Source organism: Paraburkholderia aspalathi (genome assembly GCF_905220735.1).
GTDB lineage: Bacteria > Pseudomonadota > Gammaproteobacteria > Burkholderiales > Burkholderiaceae > Paraburkholderia > Paraburkholderia aspalathi.
Map to the genome: position 1 here is coordinate 23,919 of NZ_CAJNBA010000017.1, position 25,194 is coordinate 49,112.

Genomic DNA, 25,194 nt, shown 5'->3' on the forward strand with positions numbered 1-25,194 from the left:
TTAGTTAGAGTGTTCTCTCTAAACTTAGTATGCTCCCATCAAAAAAAGTTTGACCCCGCATTTTTTGTCCTGCTATTGTTGCCTCCCATGAAATGCAGGTGACAAACGCGCAAAAAGTTCAGGAGCTGCAGCGCGCTTCGATCAAATTGTCTTCAGCATATTCATGCCAGACGGAAATGAGCGAGTCGAAATTAATCTATTAGTACTTCTACTTAGATGATCGTTCGATTGCTCTGAAATACCGTCGCGGCGTCTCACAGCCATGCCCGTGCCATTGCAGCAGGGTTGGGCCTCACAGCATAAATTTTGGACTACAAATCAAAGACCTGGGCAATGGATGCGATTGTCTGAAGTGAACGTTGTTTGCCGTATGTAAGCGCACTGCAGTTACAGAAATGGACGGTTCACGCCGGAGGAGTAAAGGTGGGTACGAAAGTCGAAGGGCAATTTCCGGCAGCAACGGCCCGTATGGAGAGGCCAGGACGCCCGCGTGAGTTTGGGCGCAAGCAGCAAAACCCAGTACGCCGCTTCGGCGGTATCGCAGTTGTTCTGCTCCTGCACATCGTGCTGATCTATGCACTCATCAATGGCCTTGCCACCAAGGTCGTGCAGGTCATCCAGCATCCAATCGAAACCAAGATCATCGAGCCGGTGAAACCGCCTCCGCCACCGCCTTTGCCTACCGTGCAATTGCCGCCGCCGAAATTCGCACCGCCGCCGCCGCCGTTCGTGCCGCCGCCGGAAGTGCAGGTGCAAGCACCGCCCCAGCCGACCATCACGCACCAGGCCGCACCGGTCGTATCGGCACCCGCTGTCGCGCCTGCACCGCCGGCGCCGCCTGCGCCGAGCAAGCCCGTGAGCGCTGAAGTAGGGGTTGTGTGTCCGAACTCGGATCAGGTTCGTTCGTCGATTCGCTACCCGAAGGAAGCGCAGGAGAACAACGTGACGGGTGATGTGTTGATTGAATTTGTAGTCGACCCGCAAGGCCATATTACGAATGAGCGTGTTGCCAAGTCGGCGGACGATTCCTCACTGGACCGCGCAGCCTTCAACGCGGTCAAGCAGTTCACGTGCGTTTCCCAAGGCCAGGCTGTCCGTGTGCAAGTTCCGTTCTCGTTTAACCTGAACTGAAACCCACGGCTGTTCGGTACCGGTAGCGATTTATCAGTCTTGGTTTAGAAGTTGTACTAATGAACTTGGAGCAGGCATGAAGAAGCGTACTCTCGCCGCATTGGCGGCAACCATGTTGTTCGCCGTAACCACGGTGGATACCTTTGTGGCACCGCAAATGGCCCACGCGCAAGCGAGCGACGCGAGCGCGTCGGCTGCCGCCACTGCCACCACCACCGCCGCACCGCAAACAGCGGCCCCGGCCGTTGACGAAGCAACGCCGCCGCCGGCGCCGGCCACGTCCGAAACCGTCAATAACCCGTACGGTCTCGGGGCGCTCTGGAAAAACGGTGACTTCGTTGCACGCTTCGTGCTGATTCTGCTGGTGCTCATGTCGATGGGTAGCTGGTACATCATGATCACCAAGTTCTTCGAGCAGTTCCGTGCGAACCGTCGTGCGAAGAGCGCCGACGAACAACTGTGGACTGCGCCATCGTTGGTCGAAGGCACGAAGCTGCTCGACGAAGCATCGCCGTTCCGCTTCATCGCCGAAACGGCCATCGAGGCAGGCGAGCATCACGACGAAGCACTGCTCGAGGCTGTCGACCGCAACACATGGATCGATACGTCGGTCGAGCGTGCGATCACCAACGTGTCGAACCGTCTGCAAGACGGCCTGGCTTTCCTCGGTACGGTTGGCTCGACGGCGCCGTTCGTCGGTCTGTTCGGTACGGTGTGGGGGATTTATCACGCGCTGACGGCAATCGGTATCGCCGGCCAGGCTTCGATCGACAAGGTTGCAGGCCCGGTGGGTGAAGCGCTGATCATGACCGCGATCGGCCTCGCCGTCGCCGTGCCGGCTGTGCTCGGTTACAACTTCCTGGTTCGCCGCAACAAGTCGGTGATGGAGCGTGTTCGTGCGTTCGGCGCACAACTGCACACTGTCCTGCTCGCCGGCAGCCGGCGCTCGGCACGCGCTTCGGCTCGTGAAGCATCGCTGGTCCAATAAGCGGAGTCTGTCATGGCTATGAGCGTTGGGCAGGATGATAACGACGAGGTCATCTCCAGTATCAACACCACGCCGCTTGTCGATGTGATGCTGGTTCTGCTGATCATCTTTCTGATCACAATTCCGGTGGTGACGCACACGGTGCCGGTGCAACTGCCGAAGGAGACGATCCAGCCGCTGCAGACCACGCCCAAAAGTATCGTCATTGCGGTCAACCGCGACGGCGATTTCTTCTGGAACGAGAAGCAGGTGGATGGGCCTACGCTGCTGACACGCCTGAAAACCGTGTCGGTCATGACGCCGCAACCGGAAGTGCACGTTCGTGGCGACCAGAGCGCGCGTTATGAGTTTATCGGCCGGGTCATTACCGCGTGCGAGCGCGCCGGTATCGCCAAGGTTTCGTTTATTACTGAGCCGCCCGCGCGCGGGGGCTAGCTTTGCATGGGACCAGAGTAAGCGCTAAAGCGCTAACTCTGGTCGACAGGAGGTGATCATGGGAATGAACGTATCTTCGGGCGGTGGCAGTTCCGAACCGGATGTGATGGTCGATATCAACACCACGCCGCTGATCGACGTGATGCTGGTGTTGCTGATCATGTTGATCATCACGATTCCGATCCAGACGCATGCCATCAAGATGAATTTGCCGATCGGCAATCCGCCGCCGCCGATCACGCAGCCGGAAGTGGTGCAGATCGATATCGACTTCGACGGCACCACGACCTGGAACGGTCAACCGGTGCCGAACCGCGCAGCGCTCGAGTCCAGGCTCGCGCAGGTGGCGGCCGAACCGGTTCAGGCGGAAATTCATCTGCGGCCTAACAAATTGGTGCCGTACAAGGATGTCGCCGCGGTGATGGCGTCCGCGCAACGACTGGGCGCGACGAAAATCGGCCTGATCGGCAACGAGCAGTACATGCAATAGGGAAGTGGAATGCTAACGATCCATCAACGGTTCAAGCGCGCCGTCATTGCGGCCGCTATCGGAGGGCTGTCGGCGCTCGTCGTGCTGCCGGTCACGTCTCATGCCGCCGACACTTTGCGGCCGGATGTGGCGAAGCCGCTGAACGCCGCGCAGGATCTGTATCGCGCGCACAAGTACAAGGACGCGTTGACGAAGATCGATCAGGCCGACGCCGTGCCGGGAAAAACGCCCTATGAAATCTACATGATTCAGGAGATGCGCGGCGCCGCGGCAGCGGCAGCCGGCGAATCCGGTGTGGCTGCGCAGGCCTATGAAACCTTGCTGGGTTCAGGACGCCTGACCGGTGCTGACGAGCAGCGCACCACCGCAGCGCTCGCAGGCATCTACTTCCAGCAGAAAAACTACGCACAATCTGCGAAGGTCGCGCAACGCTATCTGAAGTCGGGCGGCAGCGATCCCGACATGCGCACGTTGCTTGTTCAGTCTTACTACCTGTCAAACGATTGCGCCAGTGTTGTGAGCCTGCTCAAACCGGGCATCGATGCGCAAGTGCGCGCCGGTCATGCGCCCGACGAGTCGCAACTGCAATTGCTCGGCACCTGCGCGCAACGCGTGAAAGATGATGCGACGTACCGCAGCACGCTCGAAAAGCTGGTTGCCTATCATCCGAAGCAGTCTTACTGGGATGATCTGTTCAACGCGATTCGCAGCAAGCCCGGCTACTCGTCCGCGCTGGATATCGACACCTTCCGTCTGCGCCGTGCGACCGGTTCGCTCAGTACGGCCGACGACTACATGGAAATGACGCAACTCGCGATCGTGGCCGGCACCACGGCCGAAGGCAAGCAGGTTATCGATCAAGGCTTTGCGTCAGGCGTTCTGGGCCACGATGCGCAGGCCGATCGCGAGAAGCGGCTGCAGGCACTCGCCGCGAAGCGGGCGCAAGCGCCGGCCGATCCCGCAAACCCCGTCGCGCCGGTCGACGTCGCCTTCAACGAGGTCTTCGCCGGGCAGGCCAAGCAAGGTCTCACGGCAATGGACGCTGCGATCGCGAAGGGCGGAATCGATCATCCGGACCAGGCACAACTGCATCTCGGCGAGGCGTACTACATGGCGGGCGATAAAGCGCGTGCAGTGCAAACCTTCCGCGCAGTGAAGGGTACCGATGGTTCAGCCGACCTCGCCCGTTTGTGGGTGCTGGTGGCGTCGAAGTAGCGGCATCCTGGCCCCGATATGTTTTTTCCTGCGAAGTGCCTCCGAGGTATCCGTGCATCGAGCCGGGAGGCACATTCTCGCCATATGGGACACATGCCGTCGCGAATAGACGGGGATGGTTGTGTGCGCAACCATCGCCCGGTTTGCGGCGAGTATGAAAGTGTCCCGGCGATCGCCTTGATGGAGTCACTTACGGCGGCAACTAACCAGGCATATCGCGCATGTCTTAGGGAGGATGTTGCAATCAACGAAACATAGTTTCGTTTCATCAAACTAATTTTGACTACGGGATTCTGTCTTGCTATGGTTTTGCCACTCGATAACAAGGCACAGGTCGCAGTTTCTATAGGAAGCAAAATCCGCGCGCTTCGCCAACGGCTCAAGCGCACGCTGGATGAAGTGGCAACCACGGCGGGAATTTCCAAGCCCTTTTTGTCGCAGGTGGAACGAGGTCACGCAACACCGTCGATTACATCGCTAGTTGGTATTGCTCGGGCTTTAGGTGTAACGGTGCAGTACTTCGTCGATACACCAACTGAAGACAGGTCGGTGCAAAGAGGCAAAGAGCTGAAGTACTTCGGCTTCGACGGAACCGCGAATCTTTTTGGACGGCTGACGAATCTGTCGGTTGGCAGCAAGCTGGAAGTGATTCTCGTCAGGATGCCGGTTGGGCAGAACCCGTCGGAAGTCACGACGCATGCAGGGGAAGAGTTCTTGTATGTGATGAGCGGTCAGATATCGCTCACGTTAGAAGGTACAACGTTCGTATTGCAGGCCGGTGACACCGCGCACTACGAGTCCACTGTGCCGCATGCCTGGTGCAATACTGCTCGCGAAGAAGCGGTGGTCGTCTGGGTGGGCACGCCAAGATTGTTCTAGATGTCTTTGCTTCATGCTTTCGTCGAAAGCGGTCAAGCTGTATTTGTAAGCATTGCTTAAGGTTGAATCGGGAATAAGTCCGATTGGGAGCGTGTTGCCCCAATAGCCAGAGCCCGAAGTAGTAGAAGTGAAAACAATTAGAAAGCGCTGCGCATTTCGTTTGTAATAAATAAGTAGTCCGATATTGAAGTATCTGAAGTGTCCCGTCTTCCTGTCTGTATTTGCAAACTGGTGAGCTGTTGACCGGTTTGCCGGGCAATGGAAGGACGGGTCAGCTTTGACGGAGCGCGGCGCAAGATCGCCGTATATCGAGTGGGGAGGTTCACAAGACCTCTCTTCACACACACAGCTGTGGCCTTAATTGACGAGCGGGAAGGGGAAAATGAAACAAAGGGCATTGGCGTTGGCCATCAAAAGAATAATCTGGGCTGAACTGGCATTGTCGGCCGTAATCGCCGTACCGGCGTTTGCACAAAGCCAGCCGGCCACCACCGGAACCGCGGCAGGCGCGACGACGGAGAGCACGCCGGCAGCGGCTGCCACTCCGGCATCGGGCACCGCCGCGACACCGTCCGCGGACAACACGACCGCGACGCCGGCTGGCAAAGGCGTTCAGCAACTGAAGAAATTCGAAGTGACCGGGTCGCTGATTCGCAGCTCGGACAAGGTCGGCTTTAATCAGGTTCAGACGGTTACGCAGAAAGACATTCAGAATAGCGGTGCAACGACCGTCTCTGATTTTCTGCGCGACACTTCGGCTAACTCGGCGAATAGCTGGAGCGAAGGCCAGTCCGGCAACTTCGCCGCAGGCGCCGCGGGTATCGCCCTGCGCGGCCTCAGCGAAAAGTACACGCTGGTGCTGGTGGACGGACAGCGCGTTGCGCCGTTCGCGTTCTTCTCGAACAGCGTCGACTCCTTCTTCGACCTGAACACGCTGCCGTTGAACTCCATCGACCGCATCGAAATCGTGAAGACGGGCGCCGTGTCGCAATACGGCTCGGATGCGATCGCAGGCGTGGTCAACATCATCACGAAGCACGACTTTCAGGGCTTGCAACTCGACGGGAGCTACGGCAGCGCCATCAACGGCGGCGGCGGTGCCGGCACGACCAAGTTCGGCGCGCTCGGCGGCTTCGGCGATCTCAACTCCGATCGCTTCAACGTGACGGCTGCCGCGAGCTACTACAAGTCGAACGGCTTCACGCTCGCAGACCGTGACTCGACGCGCAATCAGGACTTCACCAATCAACCGGGCGGCCTTTCGTTGCTCGCGCCGTCGTACTGGAATATGCCCGACGGCAGTGTGCAGGCGTTGAGCGGCTGTCCGTCCGGCGGTTCGGTGCGCCCCGCTGCCACCAACTCGCTGACTGCCGGCAAGGCGGGCACGGTCTGCGCATTCAATACCGCAGAAGACACGTCCATCGCGCCGATGACCGAGCGTCTCAATGCGAAGCTTCACGCTGACTTCAAGATCAACGATACGACCACGGCATTCGGCGACTTCCTGATCAGCAGAAACACAACCACCACCAACGATGGTCTGTGGGGCAACGTAGTCGGCAACCCGCAGAATCCCACGCTGGTGTTGAACCCGCAGACGAAGCTGCTTACCCCGTTTAGCACTGTTGTGCCGGCGACCAACCCGTACAATCCGTTCGGGGTCGGCACAGCGCTCACGTATGCTTTCCCGAACGCGGTCGAGGAAAAGACGGATGCCACGTACTGGCGCGCATCGACGGGTGTCAAGGGTTCGTTCAACCTGCCGAACGGTGAATGGGATTGGGCGACGTCGGTCAGCCACTCGCAAAGCACGGTCGCGAACACCTACACGAACCAGCTGAACTCCGCCGCACTGGCCAACATTTACCAGAACGGTACGCTGAATTTCGCGAATCCGTCGGCTACGCCCAATGCGTTCAACGGGCTGTACCAGGATGCGGACAACCTGGGTGTCTCGAAGCTCGATACGGTTGACGCGACGTTGTCGACGCCGGAGTTGTTCCACCTGCCGGCGGGCGACGTAGGTCTTGGGTTCGGTGCGCAGTTCACGCACCAGAGCGAAGTGCTCACGCCGGGTGCGGCATTCCTGTCGGGCCAGGTCATCAATCCGAATCTCCAGACGGTGAACGGTCAGCGCAATGTGGCGGCCGTGTATTACCAGGTGGACATTCCGATTGTGCGCAACCTGACATTCAGTCAGTCGGGTCGTTACGACCACTACAGCGATGTGGGTGGTGCGTTCTCGCCGCGCTTTGCGTTGCGCTATCAGCCGGTTCAGGCGTTGACGATGTACACGTCGTATGACCGCGGTTTCCGTGCGCCGACGTTCGTGGAAAACAGCAAATCGCAAACGCTCGGGATCCAGGTTGATCCGAACACGGGTCTGAACTACACCTCGATCACAGAGGGTAATCCGAACCTGGCGCCGGAGCACACGCGCAACTTCAACATCGGCTTCCAGTTGTCACCGACCCGTACGACCGATGTCGGCCTTGACTGGTACAAGATTCGCGTCGACAACGTGATCGGCCAGGGTTCGCCTTCGCAGGTTGTTACCGATCCGACTACGGGTGACGTGCTGTACAAGGTCATTCCGTATCAGAACCTCGGCTACCTCGACACGAACGGCTTCGAAGGCACGTTCCGTCAGGCGCTGCCGACGACGACCGCCGGTACGTTCACCTTGTCGACTGACTGGGCGTATGTGAACAGCTTCAAGATCGGCTTCCTGGGCGGAGCACCGGTGAACGGCGCGGGTAATAACTTCACCCTCACGCAACCGTTCGGCGGCAGCTTCCCGCGCTGGAAGGGCAACACCACCCTGGACTGGACGTACCACAAGTTCGACGCAGCATTGACGTGGCAGTTCACGGGTCCGTACGCGCAGAATCTGAATCCGGCCGCGTCGAGCAGGGTGGGATCGTACAGCCAGTTCAACCTGATGATGACGTACACGGGCTTCAAGCACTGGACGATTTACGGCGGTATCGACAACATCTTCAACCGCACGCCGCCGTACGATCCGATCTTTGCAAATGGCACGTTGGATCAGAACGGGTACGATCAGTCGATCTATACCTACATTGGCCGTTTCGCGCAAATCGGCGCAACGTACAAGTTCTGAGGTCGCTGTAGTTGATCTGATGGAAGCACCGCTCCGGTTCCGTTCGTGCAAGGAACCGGAGCGGTGTGCTTTAAGCGGCGACTCATCGTAAGGCGGCGCAGTCTGCCTGTCGTCGCAATGGACCAGCGTGCACCGGTAAAGCCAACAGGTTGTACTCGTGCCGCAGGACGAATCGCGCGCAGGTCACGAGCCGGTGCGCACTGTATGGGCTGATGAAAAGAATGATGAATTCCGGACTGTTGCGCCTGCACGACGCGATTGGATGTTTGCTCGGCGCAGTGCGCCGCGCCGCGAGCATCTCGTTCGTCATTGCCGCTGCGCCTGGCCTACTAGCGGTATGCGGAGCGATGCCGACGGCGGCGCAGGCAAAACCGTCGATTTCACAGTACGACCAACCGAAATATCCCGCCGATTTCACGCACTTCGACTACGCGAATCCCGACGCGCCCGCGAGCGGCTCGCTCAGTTTCGAAAACTATAGCGAACTGCAGACTTACGATTCGCTCAATCCGTTCCTCGTGCGCGGCGCGCCCGCGCCCGACATCCTTAACCTGATGTTCGATACGCTGATGCAGCGTAGCTGGGACGAACTGGCCTCCGAATATCCGCTGATCGCCGACGATGTCGAAGTCGCATCGGATCTGACGTCAGCGACATTCCATATCAATCCCGCCGCACGCTTTTCGAACGGCGATCCGATCACGGCCGCCGACGTCAAGTATTCGTACGACACGTTGACGAGTCCGCAGGCTTCGCCGCTTTTCAACGCGCAGTTCTCAATCATCAAAAGCGCGACGGTAATCGACAAGAGCACGATCCGCTTCGATTTCAAGCATGCTGAACGCGATGCGCCATTGATTGCCGGCGACCTGCCGATTTTCTCGCCGAAGTGGGGGATGCAACCCGATGGCAAGCGTCTGCCATTCGACCAGATATCTTCCATGCCGCCGATCAGTAGCGGCGCCTATCTGATCGAGAGCCGCAAAAACGACAAGCAGATCACGTATCGCCGCAACCCTGACTACTGGGCGGCGAATCTGCCTTCGCGACGTGGCATGTTCCGTTTCGAGCGCATCACGTTCAACCTGTACCGCGACCACTACACGCAGCTCGAAGCCTTCAAGGCGGGCGACGCGGACGTCATCGTCGAATACAGCGCGACGCAGTGGGCACGCAAATATGTCGGCAAGAACTTCGACAACGGACTGCTGAAGAAGGGCGAATTCGCCGACGGTCCCGCGCAGATGCAGGGCATGCTGATGAATATGCGCAAGCCGATGTTTCAGGATCCGCGCGTGCGTCACGCCTTGACGCTGGCACTCGACTACGACTGGATGAACCGGATGATGTTCTACGGTCAATACCGGCGAACGAACAGCTATTTCGAAGCCAGTCCGTTCGGCGCGACCGGCATGCCGGGCGAGAAGGAGCTGGCGCTGCTCGAACCATTGCGCGGCAGCGTGCCGCCTGAAGTGTTCGGCCCGATGCTCAAGCAACCCGACACGATTCCACCGAATTCCTTGCGTGGCAATTTGCGCGTTGCGCGCGATCTGCTGGCGCAAGCCGGTTGGCACTATCGCGACGGTGCGTTGCGCGACGCCAACGGCACGCCGATGACAATCGAGATCATGGACGACCAGCCCGGCATGGATCGTCTGATCCTGCCGTATATGCAGGCGCTCGGCATGCTCGGCATTCAGGCGCATATGCGCGAAATCGACAGCGCGTTGTACGAGAAACGTCTGGACAATTTCGAGTACGACATGACCACCTTCATCTATCCGCCGGTCACGATTCCGGGCGCCGAACTGACGCGCCGCTTCGGCAGTGCGGCTGCGTCCGAAGTCGGCTCCGAGAACTATACGGGCATCCGTTCGAAGGCAGTCGACTCGTTGATTCACTCCGCGCTTACCGCCACTAATCTCGACGATCTGGAAGCCGCCACCCGTGCGCTGGATCGCGTGTTGATCTATTCGTTTTACCTGGTGCCGGAGTACTACTCGCCGGGGGCGCGCATCGGCTACAAGACCACCCTCGGCTTTCCGAAGACCGTGCCGAATTCCTACCAGTACGAAGACTGGGTCATCGACTACTGGTACGCGAAAGCGCCGGGCGCACAAGCGACACAGAAACTCCAGGCCGCGCAATCCGCGAGTTCAACCACGGCCACGGCCCACTGAGGAACATCATGCTCGCCTACATTCTCAGACGATTGCTGTTGATGGTGCCGACGTTGCTCGGTGTGGTCACGCTGACCTTTGTCGTCACGCAGTTCGTACCGGGTGGGCCGGTCGAACAGGTGATGACGCAACTCCGCCACGGCGCTGGCCGTGGCGGAGAGGCGGGGTCGGGCGGCGGAGGCTATCACGGCAGCCAGGGTGTCGATCCGCAGCAGTTGGAGCAGATCAAGAAGCAATTCGGCTTCGACAAGCCGCCGCTCGAGCGCTACGTTCTGATGCTCAAGCGCTATGCGACCTTCGATCTCGGCCAGTCCTACTATCAGCATGACAGCGTGTGGGATGTCATCAAATCGAAGCTACCCGTGTCGATCACGCTCGGCTTATGGACGGTGATGCTCACGTATCTGATATCGGTGCCGTTAGGCATTGCGAAAGCAGTGCGCAACGGCTCGCGCTTCGATACCGTGACCAGTGTGCTGGTGCTTGCCGGTTACGCGATTCCCGGCTTCGTGCTGGGTGTGCTGTTGTTGATGCTATTCGGCGGCGGCACCTTCTGGCAGGTGTTTCCGATGCGCGGCCTCACCTCGGATAACTTCAACGACCTCAGTGCGTTCGGCAAGCTGCTCGACTATTTGTGGCACATCGTATTGCCGGTCACGGCTTCAGTAGTGGGCAACTTCGCGATCGTCACGATCCTGACCAAGAATACTTTCCTCGAGGAGATAGGACGTCAATACGTATTGACTGCACGCGCTAAAGGAGCACCGGAGCGCGACGTGCTGTGGAAACACGTGCTGCGCAATGCTGCGATTCCGTTGCTGACCGGTTTGCCGGCAGCCTTCGTCGGCGCCTTCCTGAACGGCAATCTGTTGATCGAAACCCTGTTCTCGCTCGACGGCATGGGCCAACTTTCGTATGACTCGGTGATTCGCCGTGACTATCCGGTCGTGCTCGGTTCGCTGTTTCTGTTCACGCTGATCGCCCTCGTAACCAAACTCATTGCTGACGTCTGCTATGTCCTCGTCGACCCCCGCATCCAATTCAACCGCCTGGACCGCTGATCAGTCCGGCGCGGCGCACGTGGCGTCGCCGTCTCCCTGGCGGCGTACATGGCTGCGCTTCAAGCGGCAGAGGCTCGGCTACTGGAGCCTTGTGATCTTCGTGTCGCTGTTCGTCATCAGCCTGTTCGGCGAGGTGCTGTCCAACGATCGTCCGTTGATTGTCCGCTATGACGGGCATTATTACTTTCCTATCGTCAAAGACTACTCGGAGAAGATTTTCGGCGGCGATTTTCCGGCGCGCGCGAATTACCTCGACCCGTATATCCGTTCGCGACTCGAATCGAATGGCAACTTCGCGATCTATCCGCCGAATCATTTCCATTACGACACGATCGACTACTTCGCGGCCCATCCGTACCCGGCGCCGCCCACCCGAAGCAACTGGCTCGGCACGGATCAGTACGGCCGCGACGTGCTTGCGCGGCTGCTGTACGGTTTCCGGCTCTCGGTGCTGATGGCGCTCGCGCTCACGGTGTCCGGCGTTCTGATCGGCGTATTGACCGGCGCGGTGCAGGGCTTCTACGGCGGCCGCACCGATCTGATCGGCCAGCGTCTGATCGAGATATGGAGCTCGATGCCTGACCTGTACCTGCTGATCATCTTCGCGTCGATCTTCGAGCCCACGCTATGGCTGCTCTTTATTCTTCTCTCGATGTTCGGCTGGCTAGTGCTCTCCGATTACGTGCGCGCCGAGTTTCTCCGCAACCGTTCACTGGACTACGTGAGGGCGGCACGCACCATGGGTCTCTCGAACTGGCAGATCATGTGGCGCCATGTGCTGCCGAATAGCCTGACGCCGGTGATTACCTTTCTACCGTTTCGCATGAGCGCGGCGATTCTGTCGCTGACCAGTCTCGACTTCCTTGGGTTGGGTGTGCCGCCGCCTACGCCGAGCCTCGGCGAACTGCTTCAGGAAGGCAAAAACAACCTCGACGCCTGGTGGATTTCGGTTTCGGCTTTCGCCGCGCTGGTGATCACGCTCCTGCTGTTGACCTTCATGGGCGACGCATTACGCAATGCGCTCGATACGCGCAAACGCGGTTCGGCCTTCGGCGGAGGCCCGCGATGAGCGACGTCAAACCAAACCGGCCGTTGCTGGAAATCGACCGCTTCTCCGTACGTTTCGGCGACAAGATCGCCGTGCATGAACTCAGCCTCTCGATCGCGCGCGGAGAGCGCGTCGCCCTGGTCGGCGAATCGGGCTCCGGCAAGAGCGTCACTGCATTGTCGATTCTGCGTCTTGTCGAGCATGCTGATCTCAGCGGCCGCATGCTGCTCGACGGTGAAGATCTGCTGCAGAAGACCGAGCAGCAAATGCGCGGTCTGCGCGGTGCCGACGTGGCGATGGTGTTTCAGGAGCCGATGACGGCGCTCAATCCGCTCTTCACGATCGGCAAGCAGATCGCCGAAAGTTTGCGCCTGCACGAAGGCTTGCGGCCGAACGCGGCGCGCAAGCGCGGCATCGAGTTGCTCAGGCGCACGGGCATTCCCGAGCCGGAACGGCGCATCGACAGTTTTCCGCATCAACTGTCCGGCGGCCAGCGGCAGCGCGCGATGATCGCCATGGCGCTGGCGTGCCGGCCACGTCTGCTGCTTGCGGACGAACCGACCACCGCGCTCGACGTCACCGTGCGTCAGCAGATCGTGGATCTGTTGATCGCGTTGCAGGAACAGGAAGCGGCTGAGCGTGGCATGGCCGTGCTACTGATCACGCATGACTTGAATCTGGTGAAGCGTTTCGCGCAGCGCGTCGCGGTGATGGAAAAGGGTGTACTGGTCGAAACCAATACGACTGAAGCGTTGTTCTCCAACCCGCAGCATCCTTACACGAAGCGCTTGCTGGACAGCGAGCCGCAACGTGCGGTGGAGCCGGTCGAGCCGGATGCGCGGCGTTTGCTCGAAGTGCAAGGACTCGCCGTCGACTACAGCACCTCCGCGAAGGGCTGGCGCTCCATGTTCGGCCGCTCCACGTTCCGTGCAGTACACGACGTCGACCTGAGCGTGCGGCGCGGTGAAACGCTCGGTATCGTCGGCGAATCGGGGTCGGGAAAATCGACGCTGGCGGCCACCGTGCTCGGTCTGCAGCGACCGGCCGCCGGCCATATCCATATCGACGGTTTGCCGCTTGCCTCCCTGAAAACCGCGCGCTCGCGCCGCGAGTTGTATTCGCGCATGCAAGTCGTGTTTCAGGACCCGTTCGGTTCCCTGTCGCCGCGTATGACGGTGGAGCAGATCATCGGCGAAGGCCTGACCATGCATCAGCCCGACATGGACGCCAAGGCGCGGCGCGCACGCGTGGGTAGCCTGCTGGAAGAAGTGGGCATGCCCGCGGACGCCATGTTGCGCTACCCGCATGAGTTTTCCGGCGGCCAGCGCCAGCGTATAGCGATTGCGCGTGCGCTCGCGGTCGAGCCTGAGTTGCTGGTGCTCGATGAGCCGACCAGTGCACTCGATGTATCCATTCAGAAACAGGTGCTGAATCTGCTGACAAATCTGCAGAAAAAGTACAAGCTAAGCTATTTGTTCATTACGCACGATCTGGCGGTGATGCGAGCCATGGCGCATCGTGTGATCGTGATGAAGTCAGGACGCATCGTCGAAGCCGGCGACACACTCGATGTGTTGCACGCGCCGTCGCATCCTTATACCCAGTCGCTGCTCGCGTCGTCGCTGATCGTGTCGCCGGCGGGGGCAGCAAAGACTCCTACGGGAACCGTTAATGATTGACGAACGTTGGGCGCAAGCCGCCCGGTCGCTTACGAGCCGCGCGGCGTTCTGGTCGCTGCGCATTGTCGATGAACAGATCGACGATCACGAGATCCGCAACGACGTCGCGCAGCCCATGCGCACCGTGCGCGATCGTGGCGCGATGCTGATCGCATGGGTGGGCGCGGGTGCAGGCTATGCGGCTACCGCGAATCTGAGTGCAGCGGGTCTGCAGGAAGCGCTGGATCTCGCCACGGCTCGCGCCGAAGCGAGTGCGGCCTTGTCGCTGATCGACCATCGCGAGGTAGTGCGTCCTGTGATGAGCGGCCACTATGTGTCGCCGAACGCGCAGCTTGCATTGCCGGGCCGCGCTGAATGGTTGGACCGTTTGAGCGTGGAGTGCGCGGGTGCGAATCTCGATGCACGCATTGTCGAACGCGTCGCGGCCGTGCAGATCACGCTAACCGATCAGCTCTACATCACCAGCGACGGCGTGCGCATCGATCAGCAGTTCCAGTTCGTGATGCCACAATTGAGCGTGGCCGCTCACGCGGATGGCGATACGCAGGTACGTACCCTCGGTGGCAACTACGGCACCCTGGGGCAGGGCGGCATGGAAGTGCTGGTGCGCTTCGGTTTCGACGGCTCGGGTGCGCGTGTCGCCAATGAAGCGCTGCAATTGCTGGCCGCACCGAATTGCCCGTCAGGCAAGCGCGATTTGCTGCTGATGCCCGATCAGATGATGCTGCAGATTCACGAGTCGATCGGCCATCCGCTCGAACTCGATCGCATTCTCGGTGACGAGCGCAACTTCGCCGGCTGGAGCTTCGTCAAGAAAGAAATGTTCGGCTCGTATCGCTACGGTTCGGAACTGCTGAACGTGACCTTCGACCCGGAACTGCGCGAGGAAGCCGCCACGTACGCATTCGACGACGACGGCACCGAAGCGAAGAAACAGTATTTGATCCGCGACGGCGTGCTCGAACGTCCACTCGGCGGCGCGCTTTCGCAGCAGCGCGCGCATATGGCGGGCGTGGCGAATTCACGCGCGTCGAACTGGAACCGCCCGCCGATCGACCGGATGGCGAATCTGAACATCGAGCCCGGCGAGAGTTCTCTGGAGCAGATGATCGGCAACATCGAGCACGGCATTCTGATGCGCACCAACACGTCCTGGTCGATCGACGATCATCGCAACAAATTCCAGTTCGGCTGCGAGTTCGGTCAGCTGATCGAAAACGGCAAGCTCACCCAGGTCGTCAAACAGCCGAATTACCGCGGCATCTCGGCGAATTTCTGGCGCAGCCTGAGCGCGGTGGGGAACGCGGAAACGCGCGAGGTGTACGGCACGTCCATGTGCGGCAAGGGCGAACCGGCACAGATCATTCGCGTCGGCCATGCCTCGCCGGCTTGCGTGTTCAGCGACATCGACGTGTTCGGAGGCGCTTGATGAGTCAATTCATCTCCTCGCGCACCGGTCCTTCGATCGACTGGCAGCAGCATTTCACTTCGCTGGCCGATGCTATCGAACGCCTGCAGCAAGGTGCGGAAATCACGCTGAGTTCATTTGCCGGCGAGCAGTCCGACTTTATCCGCTTCAACTCGGGCAAGGTGCGGCAGATCGGCAGTGTCTCGCAAGGCAAGCTCACCTTGCGTTTGATCGACGGTGCACGTCAGGCCTATTCGACGCTGACCGTCTGCGGCGATCTGCAACAGGATCTCGACGACGTGAGCGCGGCGCTTGCCACCTTGCGTGAAAGCCTGCGCGGCGCGGCGGACGATCCGCATCTGCTGTTCGACACCTCGCAATGGCAGCGCGCCACGCAGCGTTCGGGCAAGCTGCCGGAGCCGGGCGGCCTGCTGCGCACCGTTGCCGAATGCGCGCAAGGGCTGGATTTCGTCGGCTTTTACGCGGGCGGCACGATTGTGCGCGGTTTTGCGTCCACGAACGGCAGCCGCGGCTGGTACGAAGTCGATAATTTCAATTTCAGCTGGTCGCTATACGACCCGAGCGGCCGCGCGATCAAAACCACTTACGCGGGCGACGACTGGAGCGACGCTGTTTTCGCGCACAAGGTCGAGCAGGCCGCAACGCGTCTCTCGGTGCTCGCGCGCACACCGCGCACCTTGGCGCCGGGGCGTTATCGTTCGTATCTGGCGCCCGCAGCGCTCGCGGAATTGCTTGGCGTGGCGGCATGGAGCGGTTTCTCCGCACGCGCTCAGGCCACGTCGCGCAGCGAGTTGTACAAGCTGCATGTGGGAGAAATCGTAGTCGACCCGCGCGTCACGATCAGCGAAGATCTGAATCTCGGCATTACACCCGGCTTCAACGACGATGGTTATTTGCGCGAGAGCGTCCCGCTGATCCAGGCGGGCCGCAGTGCCGAACGCCTGACCAATGCGCGCAGCGCGCGCGAATACGGGTTGACGCCCAACGGTGCGCTGGCAAACGAGTCGCCAGCGGCGCTCTCGATGGAAGCGGGCGATCTGCTGGAAGAGGACGTGCTGGCGAAGCTCGATACCGGTCTCTACATCGGCAACCTCTGGTACGTGAATTTCTCGGACCGGATGAATTGCCGCCTGACCGGCATGACGCGCTTCGCAACCTTCTGGGTCGAGAACGGGCAGATCGTCGCGCCGCTTGAAGCCATGCGATTCGACGATAGCCTGTACCGTGTGCTCGGCAGTGAACTTGAACAACTCGGCGCGCAAGCGGAATTGTTGTTGAGCGATTCGACATGGGGTGAGCGCGCCACCGGCGGCATGCAATTACCCGGCATTCTGACGAGGTCATTCGAATTGACGTTATGAGCCTATGAATCAAGAGATAAGAACAAAATCTAATTCTGGGAGCTTGCCTGAGGGCCTGACGCTGCGCGCGTTGCGCGTGGCCGACGCGGAGCAATACCACGCATTGCTGCAGCTGCCGGCGGTCGTGAACGGCAATCCACACGTGCCGTTTCAGACGATTGCCAGTACGCGCGAATACCTTGAAGAACTCGCGGCCCCCGAAATCGCGATCGCGGCGATGGTCGGCGACACACTGGTCGGTCAAGCGGAGCTCACGCCTTTCAAAGGGCGCCGCGCGCATGCCGCGTCACTCGGCATTGGTGTACACGACGCATGGCACCGGCGCGGCATCGGCAATGCGCTGATGACTGAACTGATCGATCTTGCCGACAACTGGCTGGGTCTGCGCCGCCTCGAGTTGTTCGTCTTCGCCGATAACCATGCGGCTTTTGCACTCTATCGCAAGTTCGGCTTCGAGATCGAAGTGCATCAGCGTGGCGCCGTGTTGCGCCGTGGCGTGCTGATCGACTGTTATTTCATGGCGCGCCTGCGTGAGGCGCCGCCGTGGATGTCGACGCCTGAGTAGTCAACATCGGCCCCTATCGGCCAACCTCGCAGCGGAACAAGACCATGAAAGAAGAAACGTCGCAGAGCGACGCCGCGCTCGACAACCTTGACGATCTCGACAATCGCATTACGGTTCGAGCGGTCGAATCGTCCGACGCGGTCGGGTTCGCCGATATCATGACGCTGCCCGGCGTGCGGCGCGGCACGCTGTCGGTCGGCTACCGCAGCCCTGAACAGCTCCAGGCGTGGTTCGACCGGCGCCTCAAAAACGGTGTGAACGTGTGCGCGACCATCGGCGGGCGCATGGTCGGCCACGCCAGGCTGGAGGTTCATCGACCCAGCCGCGCGCATTGCGCGCATTTAGGATTGGCCGTTCATGACGCGTATCATGGGCGCGGCGTTGGCTCAGCGCTTCTGCACGCGCTGATCGACTGCGCGGACGCATCGCTCGGTTTGCGCCGCATCGAACTCTCGGTGTTCTGCGACAACGCGTCGGCGATCGCGCTGTACCGCAAGTTCGGCTTTGTCGAAGAAGGCCGCTCGCGCGGTTATGCAATGCGCGACGGCGTACTGGCCGACGTACTGCATATGGCTCGCCTCGTTGACGCGCCACGTCTCCAGACAATCTGAACGGATTTTTTGCGTGCCATTTTTCTTCATCGACCGCCCGGTTTTCGCATGGATTGTTGCGCTCGCCATTGTCGTGGCGGGCGCGCTTGCCATTCCGCAGTTGCCGGTCGCGCAGTATCCGCGTCTTGCGCCGCCGCGCATCGTGATCAGCGCCACCTATCCGGGGGCCGCCACTGAAGTGGTCGATGCCAACGTCGGCAGCATCATCGAGGAGAGTCTCGATGGCGCCGACAATATGCTGTACTACGAAACGACCAGCGACAACCTGGGCGATCTCGAGATCGACGCGACGTTTGCGCCAGGCACCAATCCGGACCTCGCGCTGGTCGACATCCAGAACCGTCTCAAGCAGGTCGAGCCGCGCTTGCCGCAACAGGTCGTGCAGCAGGGCATCACCGTTTTCAAGGCGGCCAATACGTTTCTGATGCTGGTTGCGCTGACCTCCACGGATGGCTCGCGCGATTCCGCGCAATTGGGCGACTACCTGAGCCGCTACGTGTTGCGCGAACTGAAGCGCGCGCCGGGCGTGGGCGCGGCGGAGTTGTGGGACGCGGACGAAGCGTTGCGCATCTGGCTCGATCCGATGAAGCTGCGCGAGTACGGCCTCGGCGCCGCGGAAGTGAACGCCGCGATCGCCGCGCAAAACGCCACGGTAACGGCGGGTACGCTGGGCGACGCACCGTTCGTTCCAGGGCAGCAATTGACGGCCTCAGTGAGCGTGAAAGGGCAACTGATCTCGCCCGCCGAATTCGGACAGATCGTGCTGAAGGCGCTGCCCGACGGCTCGGCGGTGCGCTTGCGGGACGTCGCGCGAGTTGAACTGGGACGCGACAATTACTCGTTCTACTCTCGCCTGAACGGCAAGGCCGCGGCGACCGTCGGTATTCAACTCGGACCGCGCGGCAATGCACTCGAGACGTCCAACGCGATCCGCGCGCGGCTTGCCGAACTATCGAAAGGCTTGCCGCCGGGTGTTGCCGTCGAAATTCCGTTCGACAACGCGCATTTCGTGAAGATCGCGATTCGTGAGGTGCTCGTCACGCTGGCTGAGGCGGTGGTGCTGGTGTTCTTCGTGATGTGGCTGTTCCTGCGAGATCTACGCTACACGCTGGTGCCGACGGTGGTGATTCCGGTCACGCTGATGGGGGCGTTTCTCGCGATGTACGCCTGCGGCCTGTCGATCAATGTGTTCACGATGTTCGGCCTGGTGCTGGCCATCGGGATTCTCGTTGACGACGCGATCGTGGTGGTGGAGAGCGTGCATCGCGTGATGGAAGAGGAGGGCCTGCCGCCGCGCGAGGCCACCCGTAAGGCGATGACGCAGATCGGCGGCGCGATCGTCGGCGTGACGGCGGTGCTGACTGCCGTGTTCGTGCCGATGGCGTTCTTTCCGGGCGGCGTCGGCGGTATTTACCGGCAATTCGCGGTGTCGATGATCGCGTCGATGCTGGTGTCATCGTTTATGGCCTTGTCGTTGACGCCCGCGCTATGCGCGAATCTGCTGAAAGCGCACAAGCGCCCGGTGAGTCAACGCGATGCCCGTCGTGGCCTGCTCGGCTTCGCGGCGCGAGCGGCGAGCCGCTTCACGACCGGCTTCGATCGGGCCGCGAGTGGCTATCGCGGGCTGACCGCGCGTACGCTGCGCCGTATCGGCCCGATGCTGGCGATCTATGCCGTGCTGGTCGGCGCGTGCGTCGCGCTCTATTGGCAGATGCCTGGTGGTTTTTTGCCGAGCGAAGATGAAGGCCAGTTGCAGGTGATGGTGCAATTGCCGGCCGGTGCGACGCAGGCGCGTACGCTCGCGGTGGTCCAACGCATGGAAACGATCCTGCACGCCGAACCGGCGGTCGCGCACGTCACCAGTGTGATCGGCTGGAGTTTTACCGGCAGCGGTCAGAACGTGGCGATGGGCTTTGTCGAACTGAAGGACTGGGGCAAGCGCGACATCGATGCGATGGCCTTGCGCGAACGGCTCAACGAGAAGTTCGACAAGATTCTCGACGGCAACGTGGAGGCGCAATTGCCGCCTTCCGTGCCGGGACTCGGGCATTCGGACGGTTTCGTGTTCCGGCTTGAAGATCGCGGCGGAGTCGGGCTGGATGCGCTGAAGGCAGCGCGCGAGCACCTGTTCGCGCAGGCCAAGGCGAGCCCGGTGCTGGCCTCGGTGCATTCGGAGGATCTGCCGGATGCGCCGCGCGTTGAACTTGTTATCGATCGTGCGAAAGCGTATGCGCTCGGCGTGCCGTTCGACCGGATCACCGACGTGCTGGGCAGCACCTTCGGCTCGACCTATATCGACGACTTTCCCGCCGGTGGCCGGATGCGCCGTGTGATGATTTCCGCCGACGCCGCCACGCGGATGACCGAGGACGATCTGATGGCGCTCGCCGTGCCGAACTCGTCCGGCGGCATGGTGCCGTTGTCCGCGATTGCGTCGCGTCATTGGAGCATCGGTCCGGTGATGTTGACGCGCTATAACGGCTATCCGTCGCTCGACGTGAGCGGCCACGCGGCGCCCGGCTACAGTTCGGGCGCTGCGATGGCGGAGATGGAGCGGCTTGCGGCTTCGTTGCCGGTCGGGGTCTCGTATGACTGGGTCGATGCGGCGCGTGAAGAAACCGCGGCGGCGCAGCTCACGCCGTTGCTGATCGGCCTGTCGCTGCTGGCCGTGTTCATGGCGCTGGCTGCCTTGTACGAAAGCTGGACGATTCCGCTTGCCGTGCTAATGGTGGTGCCGCTCGGCGTGATCGGCGCAATCGCCGCGATGCTGCTGCGGGGCATGCCAAACGACGTGTACTTCAAGGTCGGCATGATTACGGTGATCGGCCTCGCGGCGAAAAACGCGATTCTGATCGTGCAGTTCGCACGCGATCTGTATCGCCGCGGCCTGCCGTTGACGCGCGCCGTGACCGAAGCCGCCGCCGCGCGCTTCCGGCCGATCGTCATGACCTCGGCAGCATTCCTGCTGGGCGTCGTGCCGCTGGTGGTGTCGAGCGGGGCGGGTGCGGAAAGCCGTCGCTCGATCGGTACCGGTGTGTTCGGCGGGGTGCTGGCGGCCACGCTGTTCGGCCTCGTATTCGCACCGGTCGCGTTTCATGCGGTCGCCTCGCTAACGTATAGCAAACGGCGACTTGCCGAGTTGCGCCGTAAGCGTGACGAGCGGCACGCACGGCGGCAGGCGAGCGAAAGCGGCCAGTTGACGAATGGCCGGTGACGTGACGTCGGCCACGTTGCGCCTGGGCGCAGCCGCCGTCTGAGTCGAGCGCGGCGTTCAGCCGGCCGGCTGATTCACCGCTTGCGCGGGTGCTGCACCGGCCGGCGTTTGCGTCGCGGTTGTCGACGCAAGCGCGGCCGGCAAGCAGTCCGCGCGATATTCGGCTTGCAGCTTTTGCTCTGCCTGCTGCAGATCGCTGGGGTATTCGTCGTCGTCGTTGCTGGGGCTGTAGCCGACCGCTTCCAGCTCGCCAAGCTCATTCATCAATTGCCTGTGCGTCACTTCGCCCTTGAGCGGTTTGAACGGGTAGTCATTGCATTGCTGCTGCGTGAGCGCCGGCGAAGCCATCGCCGATGCGCTGCCGATCAGCAGGAGGGTGGTGACGAGGGTTCTGGTTGCGAGCTTCATTTTCATACCATCCACGATAAGGTTCGAATCGGACCGCAAAGAAAACGGCGGGATGGCATTAGGCTAGTGGAGGCGACCTACCGGAGCGGCGTCGGGAAAATGAAATTTGTTTTATCGTTTCGTCGTCAGTTTTAGCCGCCCTGTGGCGAACTTAAATTTTTCTTCATGAAGCGGATATTCATCCGCTATGCAACTGCGCGTAGCCTGCTGGCAGGCACTTTGGCAAAGCGGCGACACCCGTCGAATCGCACGCCCGTGCTCTGAACGCGTAAGCCGAATATGGCATCATGTCCTTCTACTGATAACCGGTCGCGCCCGCCGCTTGCATCGGTAGAGCTGGCGGTGGCGCATGCAATGATCATGTCGCGAGTACTGACGATCGAAGACGATGAAATTACCGCGAATGAAATTGTCGGTGAGCTGAAAAGCCGTGGTTTTACCGTGGATTGGGTGGCCAATGGCCGCGACGGCATGGCGCGCGCGATCAGCGAAGACTACGACGTGATCACGCTCGACCGCATGCTGCCCGGCGTGGACGGCCTCACGATCCTCACCACCATGCGCAGTATCGGGATTCAAACGCCGGTGCTGATGTTGAGCGCGTTGGGCGATGTGGATGAACGAGTTCGCGGCCTGCGCGCCGGTGGCGACGACTACCTGACCAAGCCGTTCGACCCCGAAGAAATGACAGCGCGTCTCGAGGTGCTGTTGCGCCGCAGTCAAACGCCGGCAGCACCGCTCGAAACCCATTTGCGGGTCGGCCCGCTCGAACTCGATCTGATTTCCCGCAAGGTTCAGCGCGACGGAGAAGAGATCGTCTTGCTGCCCACCGAATATCGCGTGCTCGAATTCATGATGCGGCATGCGGGGCAAACCATCACGCGCACCATGCTGTTCGAAGCGGTGTGGGGTTATCACTTCGACCCGGGCACCAATCTGATCGACGTGCACATGGGCCGGCTGCGCAAAAAAATCGACCCGCCCGGCGTCACGCCAATGATCCAGACCGTGCGGGGCTCGGGTTATATCCTCGCATGAGCAGGGCATTTTGATGGACACAACCTTCCCGGCTCAATCAGCGCTCGGGCGGCGCTGGCATTCCACGACCTTTCGCCTGCTTTCGGTTTACGCCGTCATCTTTTCGCTTTCGGTGATGCTGCTGCTGGGCTATATCGGCTGGGCCGTGACCGGCGACATGGAGCGCGAGACCGATGTGGTGATGGACTGGCAACTGGTCTACTTCGATTCGTTGCCCGACTCTGGTCTTGCCGACGCGATTCACCGCCGTATCGAACATGAGCGCATGCACACCAATTACTACGGCCTGTTCGGGGCCGACGGCAGTCTGCTGGCTGGGGACGTGCTGGTGTATCCGTCGCAACTGCCTATCAATCGTACTGGCAAGACGCTCGATCTCGTGCTCTCGATGGCGCGCAACGACGAGGCGCCGGTGGTCCGCGCCATGGCCGAGCGGCGCAAGGACGGCTCGACGCTCGTCATCGCGCGTGATCTGACGCACATCCTGCGGATTCGCGAGACCATCATCAACGCGCTGGTGGGCGGCGGGATCGTGTGCCTGCTTGCAGGCGTGGCAGGTGGACTGGCGCTGAGCGTGCGGCAGATGCGCCGGCTGAAAGCGATCCGGCGCGTCACGCAGCGTATTGCGCAGGGCGATCTCGCGCAGCGCTTGCCGATCGGTGGACGCGACGAAGTGGATATGCTCGCGCATCTGGTGAACCATATGCTCGCGGAGGTCGAACGCCTTATGAATGAGGTGAAGGGTGCCTGCGACGGTATCGCGCACGATCTACGCACGCCGCTCGCACATGTGCGAACCTTGCTGGCGCATGTGGCGGAGCGCACCGATACGCTCGACGACGCCGCGCTCTCGCAGTTGGTTGAGCGCGCGCGTATCGAGACCGATGCATTGCTCGACCGGTTTCGCGCGATGTTGCGTATCTCCGAGATCGGCACGCTGCAGCGGCGCGGTGGATTCGGCGAAATGCAGTTGGAGACGCTGATGCAGGAAGTCGGTGAACTATATGAACCGCTCGCCGAAAGCCGCTCGATTCAGCTGTCTGTGCATGTACAGACGGTCGATGCGGTTCATGGTGATCGGGCCTTGCTGTTCGAGGCGTTGAGCAATCTGGTGGATAACGCGATCAAGTTCACGCCCGAAGGTGGCGTGGTGCGTATGGAACTTCGACAGACGTCGGCAGGGCCTCAGGTGGACATTGTCGACAACGGGCCCGGCATCGCCGCGGATGAACGCGATGCGGTTCTGCAGCGGTTTTATCGCGGGGAGAGTACGCGGCATCTGGCCGGATCAGGGCTGGGATTGAGCATCGTGTCGGCAGTGATGCGGGTGCATGACTTCACGATGAAAATCGGCAATGCGCAGCCCGGCACCAGGATTTCCATCGAATGCTGGTCGAGGACGCTCGCATGAGGGTGGTTTATCTTTTTGCTCTGGCAGGGTGGTGAATGCGCGTCCTCTTCGTTGGACCTTCTCATCCGGAAGCGGCGTGGCTGTTCAAGGCGCTGCAGGAGAGCGCCCATAGTCTGCAACGGGCCGACGATCTGCGGGACGGGGTTTTTCTTGCCTCGCAGGAACCGTTCGACGCGATTGTTTTGATGGTGCTCGAGGTTGGGTCTTATTCTGCGTTGCATGGGTTCATTGGGGAGTTTGCTACTGCCGGGAGTGGGGCGGCGATTGTTGCTGTGCTCGGTGCGGCGACCGCTCAGGATCGCACGAAGGTTTTGCGCGCTGGCGCGGATGCGTGCTTTTGCCAGCCTTATTCGTTTATTGAAATGCATGAGCGGATGGCCGCTTTGCAGCGGGTTGGGGGTGGTGGTTTTGCTTCTGCTGTCGCTTCTGTTTTACCGGCTGTGGGTGGGCCATCTTTGGATGCGGCTACCCGGGAGCTCGTTTGTGGCGCCCGGCGTGTTGGCGTGACACGGCGGGAGTTTCTTCTGCTTGAGTGTTTGCTGAGGCAGGTTAATGCGCCGGTGGCCAGGGATCAGCTGATCCGCTATGCCTGGCCTGAGAAGGAGGACGTCGATCCTTCGAGTGTCAATCTTGTTGTGTCACGGTTGCGGCGCAAGCTTTCGGATGATGTGCCGGAGGTTCGGATCGAGACTGTTAGCCGGTTTGGGTATCAAGTTTCGGTATTGTGTTTTTGAGGTTTTTGCCTGCGCGGCGCTTTTTGGCCGTGTTCTTAGGGCTTTGGGCTTTCCTTGTTCTGGCTTTGGTGCCTTTCCTTGTATTGTTAGTGGTCTATTAGTGTTGCCCCTGTGCGGGGCGGCACTTACTTTCTTTGCCGCCGCAAAGAAAGATAAGCAAAGAAAGCGGCTAGAAGCCCCTGCTAAGTGGGCA

Annotated in this window: 20 protein-coding genes; 19 read left to right on the plus strand and 1 reads right to left on the minus strand. The window is 60.7% G+C overall.

The genetic code is table 11. The features are described 5' to 3' along the window. Positions 1-468: 468 nt before the first annotated feature. The 16 genes from KHO30_RS38125 to KHO30_RS38200 all read left to right on the plus strand — a co-directional run bounded on the left by KHO30_RS38125 (position 469) and on the right by KHO30_RS38200 (position 21,410). Entirely contained in the window at positions 469-1,131 is a 663-nt protein-coding gene (locus KHO30_RS38125; RefSeq protein ID WP_200653232.1) for an energy transducer TonB, read from the plus strand. A 76-nt stretch (positions 1,132-1,207) separates the two neighbouring features. After that, positions 1,208-2,119 (plus strand): MotA/TolQ/ExbB proton channel family protein, encoded by a 912-nt coding sequence (locus KHO30_RS38130; RefSeq protein WP_211703997.1) that lies wholly within the window; start codon positions 1,208-1,210, stop codon positions 2,117-2,119. 12 nt (positions 2,120-2,131) lie between these two features. Then, complete coding sequence (locus KHO30_RS38135) at positions 2,132-2,554, plus strand: ExbD/TolR family protein (RefSeq protein ID WP_093647163.1); 423 nt, start codon at positions 2,132-2,134, stop codon at positions 2,552-2,554. A gap of 58 nt (positions 2,555-2,612) precedes the next feature. After that, positions 2,613-3,044, plus strand: coding sequence for an ExbD/TolR family protein (locus tag KHO30_RS38140; RefSeq protein ID WP_093647165.1), 432 nt, complete (start codon positions 2,613-2,615; stop codon positions 3,042-3,044). 9 nt (positions 3,045-3,053) lie between these two features. Further along, positions 3,054-4,259: a tetratricopeptide repeat protein gene (locus KHO30_RS38145; protein ID WP_211703998.1), complete on the plus strand. Its 1,206-nt coding sequence runs from the start codon at positions 3,054-3,056 to the stop codon at positions 4,257-4,259. 303 nt (positions 4,260-4,562) lie between these two features. Beyond that, positions 4,563-5,138: a helix-turn-helix domain-containing protein gene (locus tag KHO30_RS38150; RefSeq protein WP_054043150.1), complete on the plus strand. Its 576-nt coding sequence runs from the start codon at positions 4,563-4,565 to the stop codon at positions 5,136-5,138. Between the two features lie 382 nt (positions 5,139-5,520). Further along, positions 5,521-8,262, plus strand: a complete 2,742-nt coding sequence (locus KHO30_RS38155; RefSeq protein ID WP_211703999.1) for a TonB-dependent receptor — start codon at positions 5,521-5,523, stop codon at positions 8,260-8,262. A 347-nt stretch (positions 8,263-8,609) separates the two neighbouring features. After that, a complete protein-coding gene (locus KHO30_RS38160; RefSeq protein ID WP_244864239.1) occupies positions 8,610-10,442 on the plus strand; it encodes an extracellular solute-binding protein in 1,833 nt (610 codons plus the stop codon). Positions 10,443-10,450: 8 nt separating this feature from the next. After that, on the plus strand, positions 10,451-11,503 hold the full coding sequence (locus tag KHO30_RS38165) for a microcin C ABC transporter permease YejB (protein ID WP_093647172.1): 1,053 nt from the start codon (positions 10,451-10,453) through the stop codon (positions 11,501-11,503). Continuing rightward, a complete protein-coding gene (locus KHO30_RS38170) occupies positions 11,457-12,572 on the plus strand; it encodes an ABC transporter permease (protein WP_093647174.1) in 1,116 nt (371 codons plus the stop codon). The genes KHO30_RS38165 and KHO30_RS38170 overlap by 47 nt, the downstream gene beginning before the upstream one ends. Then, a complete protein-coding gene (locus KHO30_RS38175) occupies positions 12,569-14,230 on the plus strand; it encodes an ABC transporter ATP-binding protein (RefSeq protein WP_093647176.1) in 1,662 nt (553 codons plus the stop codon). The genes KHO30_RS38170 and KHO30_RS38175 overlap by 4 nt, the downstream gene beginning before the upstream one ends. Continuing rightward, on the plus strand, positions 14,223-15,659 hold the full coding sequence (locus KHO30_RS38180; protein WP_211704000.1) for a TldD/PmbA family protein: 1,437 nt from the start codon (positions 14,223-14,225) through the stop codon (positions 15,657-15,659). The genes KHO30_RS38175 and KHO30_RS38180 overlap by 8 nt, the downstream gene beginning before the upstream one ends. Beyond that, complete coding sequence (locus KHO30_RS38185; protein WP_211704001.1) at positions 15,659-17,020, plus strand: TldD/PmbA family protein; 1,362 nt, start codon at positions 15,659-15,661, stop codon at positions 17,018-17,020. The genes KHO30_RS38180 and KHO30_RS38185 overlap by 1 nt, the downstream gene beginning before the upstream one ends. A gap of 43 nt (positions 17,021-17,063) precedes the next feature. Then, positions 17,064-17,585, plus strand: coding sequence for a GNAT family N-acetyltransferase (locus KHO30_RS38190; protein WP_328822090.1), 522 nt, complete (start codon positions 17,064-17,066; stop codon positions 17,583-17,585). Positions 17,586-17,629: 44 nt separating this feature from the next. Next, the gene (locus KHO30_RS38195) at positions 17,630-18,196 is read left to right on the plus strand and encodes a GNAT family N-acetyltransferase (RefSeq protein ID WP_211704002.1); all 567 of its coding nucleotides are present in this window, start codon (positions 17,630-17,632) and stop codon (positions 18,194-18,196) included. 13 nt (positions 18,197-18,209) lie between these two features. Then, positions 18,210-21,410: a multidrug efflux RND transporter permease subunit gene (locus KHO30_RS38200; RefSeq protein WP_211704003.1), complete on the plus strand. Its 3,201-nt coding sequence runs from the start codon at positions 18,210-18,212 to the stop codon at positions 21,408-21,410. 57 nt (positions 21,411-21,467) lie between these two features. On the opposite strand, the gene KHO30_RS38205 is transcribed toward KHO30_RS38200, so the two are convergent. After that, the gene (locus tag KHO30_RS38205) at positions 21,468-21,818 is read right to left on the minus strand and encodes a DUF4148 domain-containing protein (protein ID WP_211704004.1); all 351 of its coding nucleotides are present in this window, start codon (positions 21,816-21,818) and stop codon (positions 21,468-21,470) included. A 360-nt stretch (positions 21,819-22,178) separates the two neighbouring features. Here KHO30_RS38205 and KHO30_RS38210 point away from each other — a divergent pair, with 360 nt between their 5' ends. The 3 genes from KHO30_RS38210 to KHO30_RS38220 are packed head-to-tail and all read left to right on the plus strand — an operon-like array spanning position 22,179 to position 25,001. After that, complete coding sequence (locus KHO30_RS38210; RefSeq protein WP_200621590.1) at positions 22,179-22,856, plus strand: response regulator transcription factor; 678 nt, start codon at positions 22,179-22,181, stop codon at positions 22,854-22,856. Positions 22,857-22,869: 13 nt separating this feature from the next. Continuing rightward, positions 22,870-24,267: a HAMP domain-containing sensor histidine kinase gene (locus KHO30_RS38215; RefSeq protein ID WP_211704005.1), complete on the plus strand. Its 1,398-nt coding sequence runs from the start codon at positions 22,870-22,872 to the stop codon at positions 24,265-24,267. 35 nt (positions 24,268-24,302) lie between these two features. Continuing rightward, positions 24,303-25,001, plus strand: a complete 699-nt coding sequence (locus KHO30_RS38220; protein ID WP_093647190.1) for a response regulator transcription factor — start codon at positions 24,303-24,305, stop codon at positions 24,999-25,001. The last annotated feature ends 193 nt before the right edge of the window (positions 25,002-25,194 follow it).